Below are 16380 nucleotides of genomic sequence, written 5' to 3'. Positions count from 1 at the left end.
AATAAAGTGAGAGACAGGGGAGGAAAATGGAATATAAATTTAATAGAGCATGGGCAGAGGTGAATCTTGATAATATTGCCCACAATGTACAGGAAATAAAAAGAATAACTGATAAAAAAGCAGAAATTTTAGGAGTTGTAAAGGCTGATGCTTATGGTCATGGAGTAATGGAAGCGGCACGGGTTCTTTTAGAAAATGGAGTGAGTCGCTTGGCTGTTTCTATGCTCGATGAGGCAATCCAACTCAGAGAGAATGGGATTGAAGTTCCCATTCTTGTATTAAGTTATACAGATCCAGAAAGAGCGGAAGAAATAATAAAATATAATGTAACCCAGACAGTGTTCAGCCATGATTTAGCAGAAGGCTTATCTAAAGCCGCTCAAAGGCTTGACAAAAATGTGAAAATTCATATTAAAATTGATACGGGGATGACAAGAGTTGGATTTATGCCCGGATATAGTGCTGTGAAAAATGTTATTTCAATAAGTAAACTCCCGCGTATAATTATTGAGGGATTATATACACATTTTGCTTCAGCAGATGAAAGTGATAAAAGTTATACTAATATGCAATTTGAAAAGTTTACCAGCATAATAAATGAATTAAATAGAGTGGGGGTATATATTCCTGTTAAACATGTTTGCAACAGTGCCGGGATAGTTGAATTTCCTCATATGCATCTTAATATGGTGAGGCCTGGAATTGCTTTGTATGGTTTGTATCCATCTTTAGAGGTGGACAAGGGAAAAATAAACTTAAAACCTGCTATGACTCTAAAAGCAAATATAATACTTGTAAAAGATGTGGAAGAGAACACTTGCATTAGTTATGGAAGAATATTTAAGACCAAAAGAAACAGCAGAATTGCAACTATTCCTATAGGTTATGCTGATGGATATACAAGGCTATTAACTAATGAGGGGGAAGTACTGATAAATGGTCAAAGAGCTCCAATAGTAGGGAGAATTTGTATGGATCAGTGCATGGTAGACATCACTGATATTAAGGGAAATGTAAATGTAGGTGATGAAGTGGTTCTGTTTGGAAAACAGGATGGAGAAGAGATAAAGGTTGATGAATTGGCTCAAAGCATTGGTACAATAAACTATGAAGTAGTAAGTATAATTGGGAAGAGAATACCAAGGGTATACTTTAAAAACAATAAAGTACACAATGTTTTAAATTATTTGATATGATTTTTAATCTAAAGTTTGTATAATTTACAACGTCCCTTTCTTAGAAATATAATGCTTATAGCTATAAATATAATAGATGTTAACAAGGTGATAATTGGGATATTTGCATTGTTTAGCCAGCGGGTTACTCCATATAATGAACTGTAAAAAATTCTTAAAGAGAAAGAAAAAAACCTAGATACTATTATAGGAAGGTCGCCTGTATCAAATGATAATCTTAAAATAGAAGTAATTGCAAAGACAGACCAAAAAATTATCGAAAAAACCATGACATGTGTTTTGTGCATGGAGATAAATAGTGCTGCTATCCACAATAGGATAAAAGCTGCTGTAAAAAGACCACCTAAATCTGTTGCAGGTACATCAATTGTAAATGTAAAAGAATTAAATAAAGAAACAGAAATCGTTAATAAAAACAAAATAATGATGGTGTAATTTCTTTTTAGAAATTTTTTCATTTATACGGCCTCCTTAAAAATTATATATATTTAAAAAATTGTTATAACTCATAAATTTTGTTGTCTCCCCAAAATCCTATGAATCCCATCATCAAAAACCCATTAATCATAGGTTTTTTGTCCTTGAGAGTAGGACATTATTTCTAAGACATTTCTTAGGATAAGAATTGAAGTATATTTATATGGTTTATTGAGTAGTTTTAAAGTTAAATTTTTTTTAGAAACTGTATATTAATTGTATAATTTAGTTTGTTTAAAAGACTATTTTTCCTATATTACAGTATATGAAAATTTTAACGAGATATTTCAGTTACTAACGTTCATATTCATTATATGAATATGAAAATATTTAGTCAACACTTTTTTAATATTTACGTATAATAATATAAAGAAAGATTAGAAGAAATGAATAGTTTCCCATATAGTTTTGCTCGAGGACTTATTTGTTTTTTGAATAAAGAAAGGTGAACCGGGTATTATAAAAATTAATTAATGGGAAATAAACTACTAAAAAATTATTTTATGATAATATTAGTATAAAATGCGGCAAAATATAAAAAACTAAATAATGAAAATTTATGTTGAGATTTATGTGCAAAGAACACTCTCTTATATAATGATGGAGAAAATTACATAGGAAAAAATCAGGTAAGTAATTAAATTTTAATTTGACCCATGCATATGTTAAAGGATATAATGATATATATAACTATGATAGTAAAAGTACATCATTTGAATTTTTCTTTAAATTTTAACCCAAAATAAAGAAGCGGGGGTTTTACTTTGGCACAAATTAAAAAAATTTTGATTAGTCTTCCGGATAATTTATTAAAAGAGGTTGACTCTATAGTTGCTATGGAGAAAATCAACAGAAGTGAGTTTGTCAGGGAGGCGATGAAACTTTATATACGAGAAAAAAGAAGAATTGAAATGAGGGATAGAATGAAAAAAGGTTATCAGCAGATGGCTGAAATTAATTCTAAACTGGCAGAGATGTGTTTTGAAGCAGATAATGATCAACAGCAAAAATATGAGGAAGGCCTCAGGGAGTTGGAGAAATAGTGCTAATAAGACGTGGAGACATATTTTATGCAGATTTAAGTCCGGTTGTCGGTTCGGAGCAGGGGGGCGTAAGACCTGTATTAATTGTACAAAATGATATTGGCAATAAATATAGTCCTACTGTTATAGCTTCAGCTATAACCTCACAAATAAATAAAGCTAAATTACCTACTCATATAGAGCTTAATGCTAAAGATTATGGCATTCCGAGGGATTCGGTAATTCTTTTGGAGCAAATAAGAACCATTGACAAAAAAAGATTAAGGGAAAAAATAGGTCATCTTGACGATGAGCTTATGAAACAGGTAAATGAGGCAATTGTAATAAGCTTTGGATTGGTAGACATGTAAAAACATTAGGGGGTTACAAAAGATGAAAAGATTAAGGAATATAAAAAAATCATGGGCTTTTTTAGCATTTTTAATTTTGAGTATTGTGACAGTACATATTATTCAAATAGCTTATGCTGAACCTGAAGAAGGTCAAACAATACTTGTTACTCAGGATTATGTTGATGAGAAATTTAACGAATTTGCAGATGCTAATGAATCAAAAATATTAGAGAGGGAAGAGTTAATTGAAAAGATGGAAAATGAGCTAAAAGAGATGGAAAAAGAACTTATGGAAGTTGAAAAGTATGGAAAGTTTGTAGCGTTAGAACTTGAAGAAGGTCAAACTTTAATTGCAGGAGAAAGTGGAGAAATTATTTTAAGAGGCGGGAAAGCTAAAGCTATAGCTGGAGAAGCAGGCGGACTGTCAGATGTTACAGCAGGCTCTGGTGTAGATATTACTACTGATGAAGATGTTCCACTTAATCACTTGCTTTTAGTGTCAAGAGATGATGGAAGAGGAATTAGAGTCGTAAGTTCAAAAGCATGGGTTCTTGTTAAAGGTCCATATGAAATAGAAGGCATGATAGATGAAACAACAGAAGATATAGAAGAAGATATAGAAGATTAAATGAAGAGGACAAAAATTTGTCCTCTTTTTCAATTCTTATAAATGCTTTGTATACATAGTTTTATTTTTTTTGCAACAACTAAAAAAATAAACTTTGGAATGTCTAGCATCCTAAAAAAACGCTTAGGGTCTTTAAAAAGTCTGTAAAGCCATTCTAAACCATGATTTTGAAAAAACTTTGGTGCTCTTTTCATTTTTCCCGCAATTCCATCAAAGGTTCCACCTACTCCAATACAAACCCTAGCATCTATCTGTTTTAGGTGTTTATATATCCATTTTTCCTGTTTTGGTGCTCCTAGTGCTACAAGTAATATATCAGCTTTAGAGGAGTTTATCTGATTTATTATTTTATCTTCCTCACTTTCAGAAAAATATCCGTCCCTTATGCCCACTACATTTATATTAATGTTTTTATCCAATAACTTTTGGTGTGCCTCTTTAGCAACTCCAGGCTTCCCACCTAAGAAAAAAAATCGTGCATCTTTATTTGAAAATTTTTTAAAGAGATTGCAAGTAAGGTCAAAGCCAGCTACCCTATCTTTTAGTACAGGTTTCAATATTTTTGATGCCAGTACTACACCAGCACCATCAGGGACTACAAGGTCAGCACTACGCAATATTTTTTTAAAATGTGAATCTCTCTGAGCTGCCATCATTATTTCTGCATTTGGAGTAAATACAGAATGTGATCTATCACCATTTAAAAGGTTTTCCACTATATCCAAAGCCTCATTCATTGTAACATTATCTACAGGTACGCCAAGGATATCAACTGTTGTACGCATATATAAATAATTCCTCCTATTAGTTTTCATCTATAAGTTCAAGGGCAATTTTGGCATTTTTAAGAGCTTTATCCCTTAATACTTCAGTGGTTTTTTCAAGGTCTTTTTTTATTGAATCTCTTTTATTCCAAACACAGTCCACTGTTTCAATTATTTTTTCAAATTCCAATGAGCTGACATGGCCGGCAGAAGGCTGATCTATATACTGCATAAAGCCTTCTACTTTTGTTTCATATACCAGTCCCACCAAAGGAATTTTAAGGCTTGCAGCAAATATAAGGGCGTGAAGTCTCATGCCTATTAATAGCTGGGTGCGACCTATTATTCCAAGCATTTGAGGAACACTGTATTTATTTCTTATTACATAACATTTGTTTTTCATTTTTGCAGTAATATTATCAATTATTAAAAGGTCACCTGGATAGTGCATAGGTATAAAAAGAGATTTTACACCATAGGTATCATATATATAATCTGCAACCTTTGCAATGACTGTTTGATATTTTTCGTAGTCTGACCACTTTCGTACTGAAAAACCGATGAGGTTTTCACTTGGGTTTATATTTTCTTTTAATAGTATCTGGCTTACTTCTTCATCACTTTCAGCCTTTATAGTTACAGCAGGATCAGCAGTTAAAGATATTTTCGGTTTTTTTATACCTAGGTTTTGTATTTCTCTGTGGGATAGTTCTTCTCTCAAGGTTATTGCATCTACTTGATTTACAACTTTTCTGGTTAATTTACGATTGTTCTTTTTATTTAAAGGTCCAATACCATTAGCGTAAATCATTACTTTCATACCAATCTTTTTTGCAAGCCAAATCATTCCAAGGTAGTATAAAAGAGAGCGTGTACTGGTGTTATCCTGAAGTAGATTTCCTCCTCCATTTAAAAACAATTTAGACTTTCTCATAATACTTATTATTTTTGGAATATTAAATCTGTTTATTGAGTCTATATTATATATCTGCCTAGTTTCTAAAGGATTTTTAGATAGCACCATTATTCTCACATCTTTTTTGTATGATTGAAGATTATCTATTATAGCTTTTAACATTGCGTCATCTCCAATATTTTTAAAGCCATAGTATCCTGAAATTATGGTATCGTAAGTGTAGCCAGATTTTCTTTTTTCATCTTCTCTTTCTAATATAGTGTTGTATATGCTTAGTTGAGTTTTGCACATATTATGAAGGGAAAAGTAAGTGTTAGCCTTTTCAAAAAGACTATCTCCCATTTTTTCCCTAAGTGATGAATTGTTAACTAAATTCAGCAGGTGCTTTGAAAATGTTTTATGATCTTTAGGCTCAAAAAGAAAACCATTTTTTCCACTTTCGATAAGATCGGATATTCCTCCTACATTAGTACTTACAGTTGCTTTTTTAAAAAGGGCACCCTCTAAAATAGCATAGGGAAAACTTTCACTTAAGGATGTAAGTACATTAATATCTATACAATTAATTAAGTCTAATGGATCATTAACAAAACCAAGAAAAAAGACATTATTATTTAGCCCTAAAGAAGAAGCCTTTTTTTCTAAAGATTTTCTTTCTTCCCCGTCTCCTCCAATTAGAAATTTGACAGAGGGGTTTTTATCAACCACCAGTTTAGCAGCCTGTAAAAGAGTGCTTATGCCTTTCACAGGGTGTAGACGTGCTAATATTCCAATTAGTACATCATCTTTGGCAAAGTTTAAATTGTATTTATTTAAAAAGTGTTCTTTTGAAAGATTTGAAACTTCCTTCTTGAAATCAATTCCATTATATACAGTGAATATATTTTGAGGACTAAACCTTCTTTTAATAAGCATTTGCTTAAAATTATTTGAGACCCCTATATGGTATTCGATAAATCTTAGTGCCACTGTATTTATAAGGCCAAATGAAAACATTTTTAAAATGTTTTGAAGGTAGTCAAGCCTGTAGTCACTGTGAACAGTTGTAACTACAGGTATTTTTGTGAATTTCTTAACTGACACTGCAATCATATTGGCTTTAGCTCCATGAGAATGAATTACATCATAGTCTTCATTTTTTATAATATGAAGGATTTTGCGTATGTCAGTAAGTATAGTTCCTGTTTTTACAATTTCTACATTTATGCCCATTGCACGTGCATCATCTGCAAAGGGACCTTTTCTAAAACTTATCAATTTAACATCTATATATTTCCCAAGTTCATTAACAAGTGAAAGAACATGGCTCTTAGCTCCTCCAACATCACCACCACCAATTAAGTGAAGAACTTTCATAGGTATACTCCTTAATACATTTGTACACGACATTAAATGTCTGTGCCATACATAAATTATTTTCCATTAAACTACTTAATATAAGCTATATTAACACCTAAGACATTATAGCATATCACAATGTTAGCTGCAATTTTTCTTCCATGTTTTGATTCAGATAAGAGACGGTTTTTTATTTGAGTTTGTCATAAGTTGTTCTTTTTAAAAATACTAATAATGAGGACAGTTTTAAAAAAGGTAAATTAACTTGATGACTGGTAAATCATTTGTAAGCGGTGCAATAGTATTAATGATAGCTGGATTTATTGTTAAGATATTAGGGTTTATATACAGGATATATCTTTCAAATCTTATAGGGGCAGAAGGTATGGGGATTTTTCAACTTATTGCTCCAGTATATTCTCTTGTTATATTAACTCTTTCTTCTGGCATATCAATTGCTGTTTCAAAAATGGTGGCTGAACAGACAGCAAAAAACAATCATGTAAATTTGATAAGAATAGCATCCTGTGCCTTGGCTATTGTGGTAGCTGGGGCTCTGATAGCATCATTGGGTATATTTATTTTTATAGATCCAATTGTGAATGTTATTCTAAAGGATTCCAGAACATATTATTCCATGCTTTTGCTGTTGCCATGTATTCCTGTAATTGCAGCTGCTTCCGCTGTTAAAGGGTATTATTATGGAGTGCAAGATGTTGTTCCAACTGCCTGTTCTCAGGTTGTAGAGCAGGTTGTAAGAATAGGGATAGTAATGTTAATGGCAGGCTATTTTGTTGATATAGGGCTTGAATATGCCTGTGCATTGGCAACTGTAGGAATGGCTGTAGGAGAGATTTCAAATCTGGCTGTTTTACTACTGATTTTTAAAATTAGAAAGAGAAAATCCTTATTGAACAAATCAAAAAAAGGTTTTATGAGAAAAAGAACTATTTGTACAAATTTAATGAAAATATCAATGCCTATATCCTTTAATAGGTTTATTACGTCAATGATGGGGGCAATAGAGCTTATATTAATCCCGAGAATGCTTTTAATAGGTGGTATGAATTATCAAGCTAGCTTGGTGGAATATGGAAAACTTACTGGAATGGCAATGCCCCTAGTTTTCTTTCCTTCCTTAGTTACTTCTTCGCTGGCTACAACTCTTGTACCTGCTATTTCGGAAGCTTTATCCTTAAAGAGCTTTAAAATAGTTAATTATAGAATATCAAAATCAATTCAATTCACTTTTATTTTAGGGTTTATATTTACATCTATATTTATTGGGTTTTCAAATGAAATAGGGGATTTGGTTTATAGAAATGAAAACATAGGTCACATTTTATATTCACTATCTTTTACATGTATATTTATATATTTACAGCAAACTCTTCTGGGAATATTAAATGGATTGGGGAAGCAGGGGGTTTCTCTTAGAAATTCAATAGCAGGCTATATTATAAGGATTTTATTTGTAGTATATTGCATACCTGTATATGGAATACAGGGTTATATAGCAGGTATTGTAATAAGTTCAGCCTGTGTTTGTATTTTGAATGTTTATACGGTAACAAAGATGACAGGGATGGCTCTTGACTTTAGAAACTGGATATTAAAGCCTGGAATAGTTTGTATTGCAATAGTTTTTGCTGATAAATATATAAATAGCTTTTTCACTATATTTGGTATGGGAAGTAGTGTTACAGTAATAGTAAATATACTTGGTAATGTAGTAATTGCATTTGGCCTTATGTTTGTAATAGGTGCTATTGACAAAGAAGAGGTATTAAAACTTTTAAAATAGGTTTTTCACAAATAGAAGTTGATTTACATAGTCTGTATAAGAAAGACTAAGATAATTATAGATAAATAAAAAAAGATAGATTTATTTGCGAATAAAGGTCAGAGAAAGTCAAAAACAAATATTGTTTATGTAATTAGATATGTGGTATAAATAATATAGAAGGTCAAAGAAAGTCAAAGTTAAAAACAAAACTAAAATGGAGGTGTTTTGTATGTTCGGTTTAACGCCATATAACAAGAGAGGAAATAGGCTTTCAGTAAATGAAGATGTCTGGGGATTTAGTAAAAACATTTTAGATGGTTTTTTAAATGATCCGTTTTTTGCAGGAGTTTTTTCTGGAACAGATGGAATTAGAGCAGATATACGTGAAACCGAAAAAGAGTATATTGTAGATGCCGAAATCCCTGGAGCAAAAAAAGAAGACATTAATGTTGAACTAAGAGATGATACCCTTACAATTTCAATTGACCGTGGCGAAGAGGTAAAAGATGAAAGGGATAATTACATTAGAAGAGAAACAAGATATGGTTCAGTTGCAAGAAAATTTTATGTTGAAAATGTAGTTAACGATGCTGTAAAGGCGAAATATAAAGATGGAGTACTAACTATAGTGCTACCAAAAGACAAAAATGCAAAGAAAAATAAACACAAGATACCAATTCAGTAGTTAATAAACAAGTGCAATTGCTAGCTAAATTTTAATACTGAAGGCTTAAAGCTTAAAGCAGGGGCTTAAAGCCCCTCTTTTAGTGTGCTATGAAGTCTTAGAACCAAGCGAAAGAGTTAATATCGAAGGGGCTTGGTGTCCCGAGATTTTGTTAGCAAGGGAAATGTAGCGGGAAATATTAAGTTTATTTTAATTTTAAGTAAAGATTTTGTTAAACATAAGGTTAGCAGGACAATTATATATAATAATGGTAGATAATTTCATTTCTCTGTGCTATAATAATTTTCGGGGAGTACATTTTGAGGAGGTGTGACATCATGAATGAGAATACAAATAATTTAGAGAAGGAAATTGTTGAAAAAAACCTGCTTATCAACTCTCTTGACCAACATCATGATTCTAAAGAAATAAAAATCCAAGATGTTGAGGTTGAGTTGGATGGTCTTTTGTATCAGTATTATAAGAAGCTGAGGAAGAAAAAAGAGTAGTATAATATAAAAAAGACAAGGGGACGGTTCTCCTGTCTCATTTTTTTGAAAATGAGACAGGAGAACCGTCCCCTTGTCTTTTTGTCTTGGTTGACAAATGGCTTCTTTTGTTGTATAGTTAATTATATAAGTAATTAACCGAATAACTAAGGGGGTGGCGGGGTGTTTTTAGATTTTAATAGTGATATTCCGATATACTTGCAGGTTTCACACTATATTGAGGATGGAATTTTAAAGGATATTTTTAAGGAAGAAAGTCAAATTCCTTCTACTACAGAAATATCTGTGAACTACAAGGTAAATCCGGCTACGGTGGCAAAAGGATTTAATCTTCTTGTAGAAGAGGGGATTATCTACAAAAAGAGGGGGGTCGGAATGTTTGTAGGGGAAGGGGCTAAAAGTAAACTTAAAGAAAAACGAAGAGAAACTTTTTACAATAGTTATATAAAGGGACTACTAGAAGAAGCAAAAAAACTTGATATTTCTATTGAAGAAATAATAAAAATGATTGAGAGGAGTGGTTGAAATGAGTGCAATTAAAGTTAAAAATATTACTAAAAATTATGGCAATATATGTGCCTTAGACAATATTTCACTTACATTTGAATCCAATAAAATATATGGGTTATTAGGAAGAAACGGAGCTGGTAAAACAACACTTTTAAATCTTATCACAAATCGATTGTTTCCTACAGAAGGTGAAATTACCATAGATGATGATTCAGTGATTGAAAATGACAGTGCAATAGAGAAAGTTTTTTATATGGCTGAGAAAAATTTATACGAAGAAAGTTATTTAGTAAAAAAAGTGTTTAAATGGACAAAGGAATTTTATCCGGACTTTGATATGGACTATGCCCTTTCTCTATGTGATAAATTTGGTTTAAAAGCAAATAAAAAATTTAAATCTCTTTCAACAGGGTACAATTCAATAACAAAACTTATAATAACACTTTCATCAAATGCTAAAGTTTTAATATTTGATGAACCTATTTTAGGACTTGATGCTTGTCACAGGGAGTTGTTTTACAAAGAACTTTTAGATAATTTCATAAAAAAGCCAAAGACAATAATAATATCTACTCATATTATTGAAGAAATATCGGATATTTTAGAGAGGGTAGTTGTAATAAATAAAGGAAAAATAGCGCTAGATGATAATGTTGAGAAAATACTTGAGAAAGCATGGTGTGTATCAGGTGCAGCTAAAAATATTGATGAATTTGTTAAAAGTCGAAATTGTATAAATGTTGAACAAATGGGGGCATTTAAATCAGCAACTATTATGGGAGAAGTGACAGAGTTAGATGAAAAAGAAGCTAAAGATTTAGAACTTGAATTTTCAAAAGTAGAACTTCAAAAGCTGTTTATACATTTGACAAAAGGAGGTATGAATAAATGAAAAGTTTAAAGTTTGCTAAATTTCAAATAGCTGAAATGATACCATCTACAGGAATTTTTTATTTAATATTTTTGCTTGTGTTAATATTTTTGGTGTCGCTTAATTCAAGCAATGGCAATACTAATACTTCTGGACTGGAATTTGCATCTATTATATTTTTATTTATATTAGGCTTAAGTTGTTTTAGAAGCAGTTTTAATTTTTCCCAGGCGAATAATATTTCAAGGAAATTGTTTTATAAAGGAACAATAATGTCTATATTTCCTATTGCTATGACAATGTCAATTTTAGATTTAATTATAAACAGAATATATAACAATTTCATACCAAGTCCAACTAACTTTGATATGATATATGGAAGTTACAGGGATACTGGTATGAGAGATGCAAGTGGAGTTATTACATGGGTACAGGAAAATGATGTTTTTACACTTTTGGGTACAACCATATGGCAGTTTGCTTTATATAGTTTAGTTTTTATCACTGGAATACTGATAACACTTATTTATTATAGGAGTAATAAACCACTAAAGGTTTTGGTTTCTGTTGTTCCTGTAATGCTTATAATATCACTAAATACAACAAGTGGATGGATTTCTCAGTCTTTTCTGAGCGGTATAAAGGATTTTGCAGCTTTCGCCTTTTTGGAAAATTCATATTTGGCAGCATTGAGTTATGGAATTATTGGGGCAGTGTTTTCAATGTTTATATATTTACTAACTAAAAGGGCTATAATTAAAGACTAAAAGACAAAAAGACAAGGGGACGGTTCTCCTGTCTCATTTTTTTAAAAATGAGACAGGAGAACCGTCCCCTTGTCTTTTTCACCCTGTTTAAAAGGCTTATGATTTAGAAAGATATATTCGATATATATAATAGAAATTACTTAGAAATAAAAATGAATAAACAGGGTGGAATCTATGTTTTGCTTTAACTGTGGAATTAAGCTTCATAATGGAGAAATGAAAGAATGTCAGCTTTGTGGCGTAAAGTTTTCTAAAGTTTGTTCAATATGTGGTTTTCCAAATCCATCTATGGGAAAATACTGTTTTAATTGTGGGAAAAAGCTTTCTATACCAGATTTGCCTGAAAATATAGGAGATATTAATAAACTATCAGAAAACAGAAAAAATGTTGCTGTTATATTTGCAGATGTTTCTGGATTTACTGCTCTTTCTGAAAAAATGGATCCTGAAGAAATAAGAGAAATAATTAATGAATGTTTTAATTACATAACTAAACCTGTATATGAATTGGAAGGTACCATAGATAAATATATAGGTGATTGTGTAATGATTCTTTTTGGAGCAAAATATATACACAGGGATGATTCAAAGAGGGCTGTAATGTGTGCTGTCAATATGATGGATAGGGTAAAAGAGTTTTCAGAAGAGAGGCTTTCAACAAAGGGGTTGTCACTAACTTTGTCAATTGGTATAAACTATGGCTTGGTAGTAACAGGAGGTGTGGGAAATGCCTTTGATAAAGATTACACTGTTATGGGAGACATTGTAAATACTGCACAAAGACTTCAGTCAAATGCAAAAAGAGGAACAATTCTTGTTTCTGAATCAGTATTTGTTGAGACAAAAGACATTGTTCGTTATTCAGAGCCTGAAGATATCAAAGTAAAGAACAAAGAAAAACCTGTAAGGTGTTATTCTCCAATAGAAGTTAGTATAAATAATTTAGATCAGAATAAAGTTAATTTTATTGGAAGAGAAAAAGAATTAAAACACCTTATATCTACATATAACGATGCAGTTAACACGGGTACAAAGTGTGTAAATGTAGTAGGGGAAGCTGGAATTGGTAAAACAAGACTTTTAAAAGAGTTTTGTTCTAAACTCAATAGTGATAATAAAAAAATATGGGTAGATTTAAGCTCGTTATATCAAAATAGAGTTTACTATACAATTTCAAGCATACTTATGAAAGTGCTAAATATTAATTCTACTGACAATGCCAGTGTAAAAGAAAGAAGATTAATGTCCTTTTTAGACTACATATTAGGGGACTTAAATGAAGATGAGATAAAAAGAAATTGTGATTTTATTGGACTTATATTGGGACTTGGCAGGGACGAGGAATTTGAAAACATACTTAACTCAATGACTTTTGACAGTATTAAAAGAGAGTTAATTAAGCAGTTGTCTATTTTTTTTACAGGTCTTTCTAAAAAGCAAAAACTATTAATAATAGTTGATGATATGCATTGGTCAGATACAAATTCAATATATATATTAAAAAAGCTAATTAAAATGCTTTCATTTTCCAATATAACTTTTATATTTTCTTCAAGAACAGAGATTAAAGAATTAAAATGCTCAAAAGAAAAAGATATTCATATATTAAAAATGTGTAAATTAAAAAGAGAGAATATCAAGAAAATGGCATGCCAAATTCTTGATACTAAAGATATAGATAAGGATTTTTTAAATAAGACTGTCAAACTTACAAACGGAAATCCTCTGTATGTATCTGAATTTATTTGCAATATAATCAAATCTGATAGCTATATTATAAAAAATAATATTGGATATATAAAGGTGAATGAGGTAAAATCATTGCCTTCTAATATTCAAGATCTTATTCTTTCCAAATTTTCTGAGTTTGAAGATGATGCGAAAAATATATTGCACATTGCTTCAGTGCTTGGCAAGGAGTTTCATCTTTCTATTTTAAAAGAAATTCTTGAATGTAGCGGTGAAAAAGTAGAGGAACTACTAATAGTTCCTCTACAGATGAACATTATTTCTCTAAAAACTGCATATACAATCTCTGGTCTAGTAGAAAAGGTTTTTGTATTCAATCAAGATATGGAAAGAGAAATTATTTATTATAGCATTTTAAATAAGAACAAAAGGGATATCCATAAGAAAATAGGCAGGGTAATAGAGTCAAAACATAAAAGAGAAATTGAAAACCATTATGAGACTCTTTTTGTTCATTTTTCTAAAGCGGGTATTAGCAAAAAGGCGGCTGAATACAGCTTTAGAACAGCAATAAAAAATAAAAATGCGTATGATTTTACAAATGCACTTATCTATTATGCTAAATTTTTAAATATAGGTATAAAAGATGATGCAAAGTTTTTTGGTGCATACAAGGATATGGGGTACATAAACTTTATTATGGCAAACTATGATGTTGCACTTTACAACTTTAAAAAGTCTTTGGAGTATGCAAAATTAAATGATGACGTAAATTCAGTAAGAATAATGGTTGCAGAAGTTTTAAAAGAGCAGGATTTTTATGAAAATGCCCTCAAAATACTAAACGAACTCCAGCCTAAAATTAAAGAAAAGAATAACCTTTACGGCAAGTTGCTTCAAATGAAGTGCAGCATTTTAAGAATTATTGGCGACCAAGAAGCTCTTAGTATTGCTAAAAAGTCAGAAAAATTGATGATTGAGATGATGGATTATGAAAATCTTTCTGAAACCATGAATCAGGCAGGTATTATATATTACAGCAAGGGAGATGTTCAAAACTCACTATTATATATGGAAAAATCCTTTAAATATGCTGAAAAAGTGAACGATCTTGCTATCATGGCAAAAGTTTCTGGTAATTTAGGTGCTATTTATCATGCTACTGGAATGATATCGAAGGCACAGAAGTTTTTTGAAAAATCAATTGAAATTTCAAAAAAAATATCTGATCAGCAAGGTTATATAGCAGGGTTAATAAATCTTGGGATTCTTTATTTGGACAAGGGAGTTTTTGATAAGGCAGAAGATTTATTTAATGAAGCAATTAAAATCTCCCGTGAGATTTCTTCAAGGCTTAATGAGTGTATTGCTCTTAGCAATATAGGAGATATAATGTATGAAAAGAGCGATGATGAAAAAGCCTTAAAGTATTACAATAAGTCATTGGAGATAGCAAAAAAAATTAACGTTCCAGTAGGAGAGGGTATTAATTATTTAGCACTGGCAAAATTATATATTAAAACAGGGCAAAACAGTAAAGTTCCACAACTTTTTGAAAGTGCTTTTAAAATATTTAATGAAGCAGGAGAAATGCCTTATTTAAGTGATTATTATAGACATATGGCTCAGTATGATTTTAATAAAGGAAATATAGATAAGGCAATAAAAGAGTGTGACCAAGCTATTAAAATTTCAAATGAAGTGGAAAGTGACATTCGAAAACTTAAGGCATTAAGGCTCAAGGCAGAAATATATTGCTTTTTGGGTAGAAATCAAGATGCAGTTGAATTATGTACACAATCCATAAATATAGCCCACCAGATAGAGTCAGACTATGAGGCACAAAAGTGCAAAAGAATAAAGGAAAGGTGCTTGTCTTAATCTTCTTCTAGCGTGCAAAACTACTTATCACAAATATTTGTTAAAATACTTACAAAATAGTATAATAACATTAGATTAATTGTTGCTGTGGAGGTGATAATATGTGCAAAGTAAATCCTAGAGTAGATTTTGCATTTAAACTATTGTTTGGAAAGGAAGAAAACAAAGATATACTAATAGACTTTTTAAATGCAATATTAGCAGAAGAACCAAAAATAAAGGATTTGCAGCTAAAAAATCCATATAACTATAAAACATATAAATTTGACAAAGGCAGTATTATGGATATAAAAGCAAAGGATGAATATGGACGTTGGATAAACATAGAAATGCAGATAGCAGATCAGGAGTATTATGATAAAAGAGCGTTATATTATTGGGCGCGCATGTATGTAGGTCAATTAAGCGAAGGAGTAAATTATGATTTTCTCACTAAGACAATAAATATAAACATACTTAATTTTAATGCAATAGAAGATGAAACAGATTATCACAATAAATTTAAGATTTTAAATATTGAAAGTAACAATGAGCTACTAGATCATTTAGAAATACACTTTATAGAGTTAGGGAAATTTACAAAAGAGCTTAGTCAATTGAGTACTGCAATGGATAGATGGATAGCATTTTTAAAAAATGCAGATAAATATGATAGAGAATATATACCTGATGAATTGGCAGAAGTAGAGACGATAAACAAAGCAAATACACTATTAGATACGATATCATTAACATCAGATGAAAGAGAATTTTATGAGGCAAAATTAAAGTGGCTAAGAGATGAAGAGGCAGCTATAAAAACTGCTTTGAATAAGGGATTAAGACAGGGTAGAGAAGAAGGTAGAAAAGAAGGTAGAAAAGAAGGAGAAGATGGGAAAGCCTTTGAAATTGCAAAAAATTTACTTGACGTATTAGATGATGAGACTATTGCATTAAAAACAGGACTTTCTAAAGACGATATAAAGAAGTTGAGATAAGTAAAGTATTGCCATCTATAGATGGCAATATG

General features: G+C 31.0%; 15 protein-coding genes. 12 read left to right on the top strand and 3 right to left on the bottom strand.

Features of this window, described 5'->3' with window-relative positions:
• Window positions 1-26 precede the first annotated feature (26 nt).
• Window positions 27-1196 (top strand): alanine racemase, encoded by a 1170-nt coding sequence (gene alr / locus RBH29_RS04095; protein WP_306695365.1) that lies wholly within the window; start codon window positions 27-29, stop codon window positions 1194-1196.
• 8 nt (window positions 1197-1204) lie between these two features.
• Here the strand turns inward: alr and RBH29_RS04090 are convergent, their stop codons facing one another.
• Entirely contained in the window at window positions 1205-1654 is a 450-nt protein-coding gene (locus RBH29_RS04090; protein WP_306695363.1) for a hypothetical protein, read from the bottom strand.
• A 783-nt stretch (window positions 1655-2437) separates the two neighbouring features.
• Between RBH29_RS04090 and RBH29_RS04085 the strand changes: the two genes are divergently transcribed.
• Genes RBH29_RS04085 through RBH29_RS04075 form a run of 3 tightly spaced genes read left to right on the top strand, consistent with a single transcriptional unit; the run spans window position 2438 to window position 3676 of the window.
• Window positions 2438-2716, top strand: coding sequence for a CopG family ribbon-helix-helix protein (locus tag RBH29_RS04085; protein ID WP_148892859.1), 279 nt, complete (start codon window positions 2438-2440; stop codon window positions 2714-2716).
• A complete protein-coding gene (locus tag RBH29_RS04080) occupies window positions 2716-3066 on the top strand; it encodes a type II toxin-antitoxin system PemK/MazF family toxin (RefSeq protein WP_306695358.1) in 351 nt (116 codons plus the stop codon). Before RBH29_RS04085 ends, RBH29_RS04080 begins: the two co-directional genes overlap by 1 nt.
• 22 nt (window positions 3067-3088) lie before the next feature.
• The gene (locus RBH29_RS04075; RefSeq protein ID WP_306695356.1) at window positions 3089-3676 is read left to right on the top strand and encodes a hypothetical protein; all 588 of its coding nucleotides are present in this window, start codon (window positions 3089-3091) and stop codon (window positions 3674-3676) included.
• A 29-nt stretch (window positions 3677-3705) separates the two neighbouring features.
• On the opposite strand, the gene RBH29_RS04070 is transcribed toward RBH29_RS04075, so the two are convergent.
• Window positions 3706-4461 (bottom strand): WecB/TagA/CpsF family glycosyltransferase, encoded by a 756-nt coding sequence (locus RBH29_RS04070; RefSeq protein WP_306695354.1) that lies wholly within the window; start codon window positions 4459-4461, stop codon window positions 3706-3708.
• A 19-nt stretch (window positions 4462-4480) separates the two neighbouring features.
• Window positions 4481-6712: a polysaccharide pyruvyl transferase CsaB gene (gene csaB, locus RBH29_RS04065; RefSeq protein WP_306695351.1), complete on the bottom strand. Its 2232-nt coding sequence runs from the start codon at window positions 6710-6712 to the stop codon at window positions 4481-4483.
• Window positions 6713-6962: 250 nt separating this feature from the next.
• Between csaB and spoVB the strand changes: the two genes are divergently transcribed.
• The 8 genes from spoVB (at window position 6963) to RBH29_RS04025 (ending at window position 16348) form a co-directional block, all read left to right on the top strand.
• Entirely contained in the window at window positions 6963-8498 is a 1536-nt protein-coding gene (gene spoVB, locus RBH29_RS04060) for a stage V sporulation protein B (RefSeq protein ID WP_306695349.1), read from the top strand.
• 211 nt (window positions 8499-8709) lie between these two features.
• The gene (locus tag RBH29_RS04055; protein ID WP_306695347.1) at window positions 8710-9165 is read left to right on the top strand and encodes an Hsp20/alpha crystallin family protein; all 456 of its coding nucleotides are present in this window, start codon (window positions 8710-8712) and stop codon (window positions 9163-9165) included.
• A gap of 317 nt (window positions 9166-9482) precedes the next feature.
• On the top strand, window positions 9483-9653 hold the full coding sequence (locus RBH29_RS04050) for a hypothetical protein (RefSeq protein WP_306695345.1): 171 nt from the start codon (window positions 9483-9485) through the stop codon (window positions 9651-9653).
• A gap of 162 nt (window positions 9654-9815) precedes the next feature.
• Window positions 9816-10178: a GntR family transcriptional regulator gene (locus RBH29_RS04045; protein WP_306695343.1), complete on the top strand. Its 363-nt coding sequence runs from the start codon at window positions 9816-9818 to the stop codon at window positions 10176-10178.
• Window position 10179: 1 nt separating this feature from the next.
• Window positions 10180-11055, top strand: coding sequence for an ABC transporter ATP-binding protein (locus RBH29_RS04040; protein ID WP_306695341.1), 876 nt, complete (start codon window positions 10180-10182; stop codon window positions 11053-11055).
• Window positions 11052-11801 (top strand): hypothetical protein, encoded by a 750-nt coding sequence (locus RBH29_RS04035; RefSeq protein ID WP_306695338.1) that lies wholly within the window; start codon window positions 11052-11054, stop codon window positions 11799-11801. Before RBH29_RS04040 ends, RBH29_RS04035 begins: the two co-directional genes overlap by 4 nt.
• A 174-nt stretch (window positions 11802-11975) precedes the next feature.
• A complete protein-coding gene (locus RBH29_RS04030) occupies window positions 11976-15371 on the top strand; it encodes a tetratricopeptide repeat protein (protein ID WP_306695336.1) in 3396 nt (1131 codons plus the stop codon).
• 101 nt (window positions 15372-15472) lie between these two features.
• Window positions 15473-16348 (top strand): Rpn family recombination-promoting nuclease/putative transposase, encoded by an 876-nt coding sequence (locus RBH29_RS04025; protein ID WP_306695334.1) that lies wholly within the window; start codon window positions 15473-15475, stop codon window positions 16346-16348.
• The last annotated feature ends 32 nt before the right edge of the window (window positions 16349-16380 follow it).

It is taken from the genome of Herbivorax alkaliphila, from assembly GCF_030848475.1.
Lineage (GTDB): Bacteria > Bacillota > Clostridia > Acetivibrionales > Acetivibrionaceae > Herbivorax.
The sequence above is the reverse complement of the archived record's forward strand: the minus strand, read 5'-3'. Positions and strand labels throughout refer to the sequence as shown.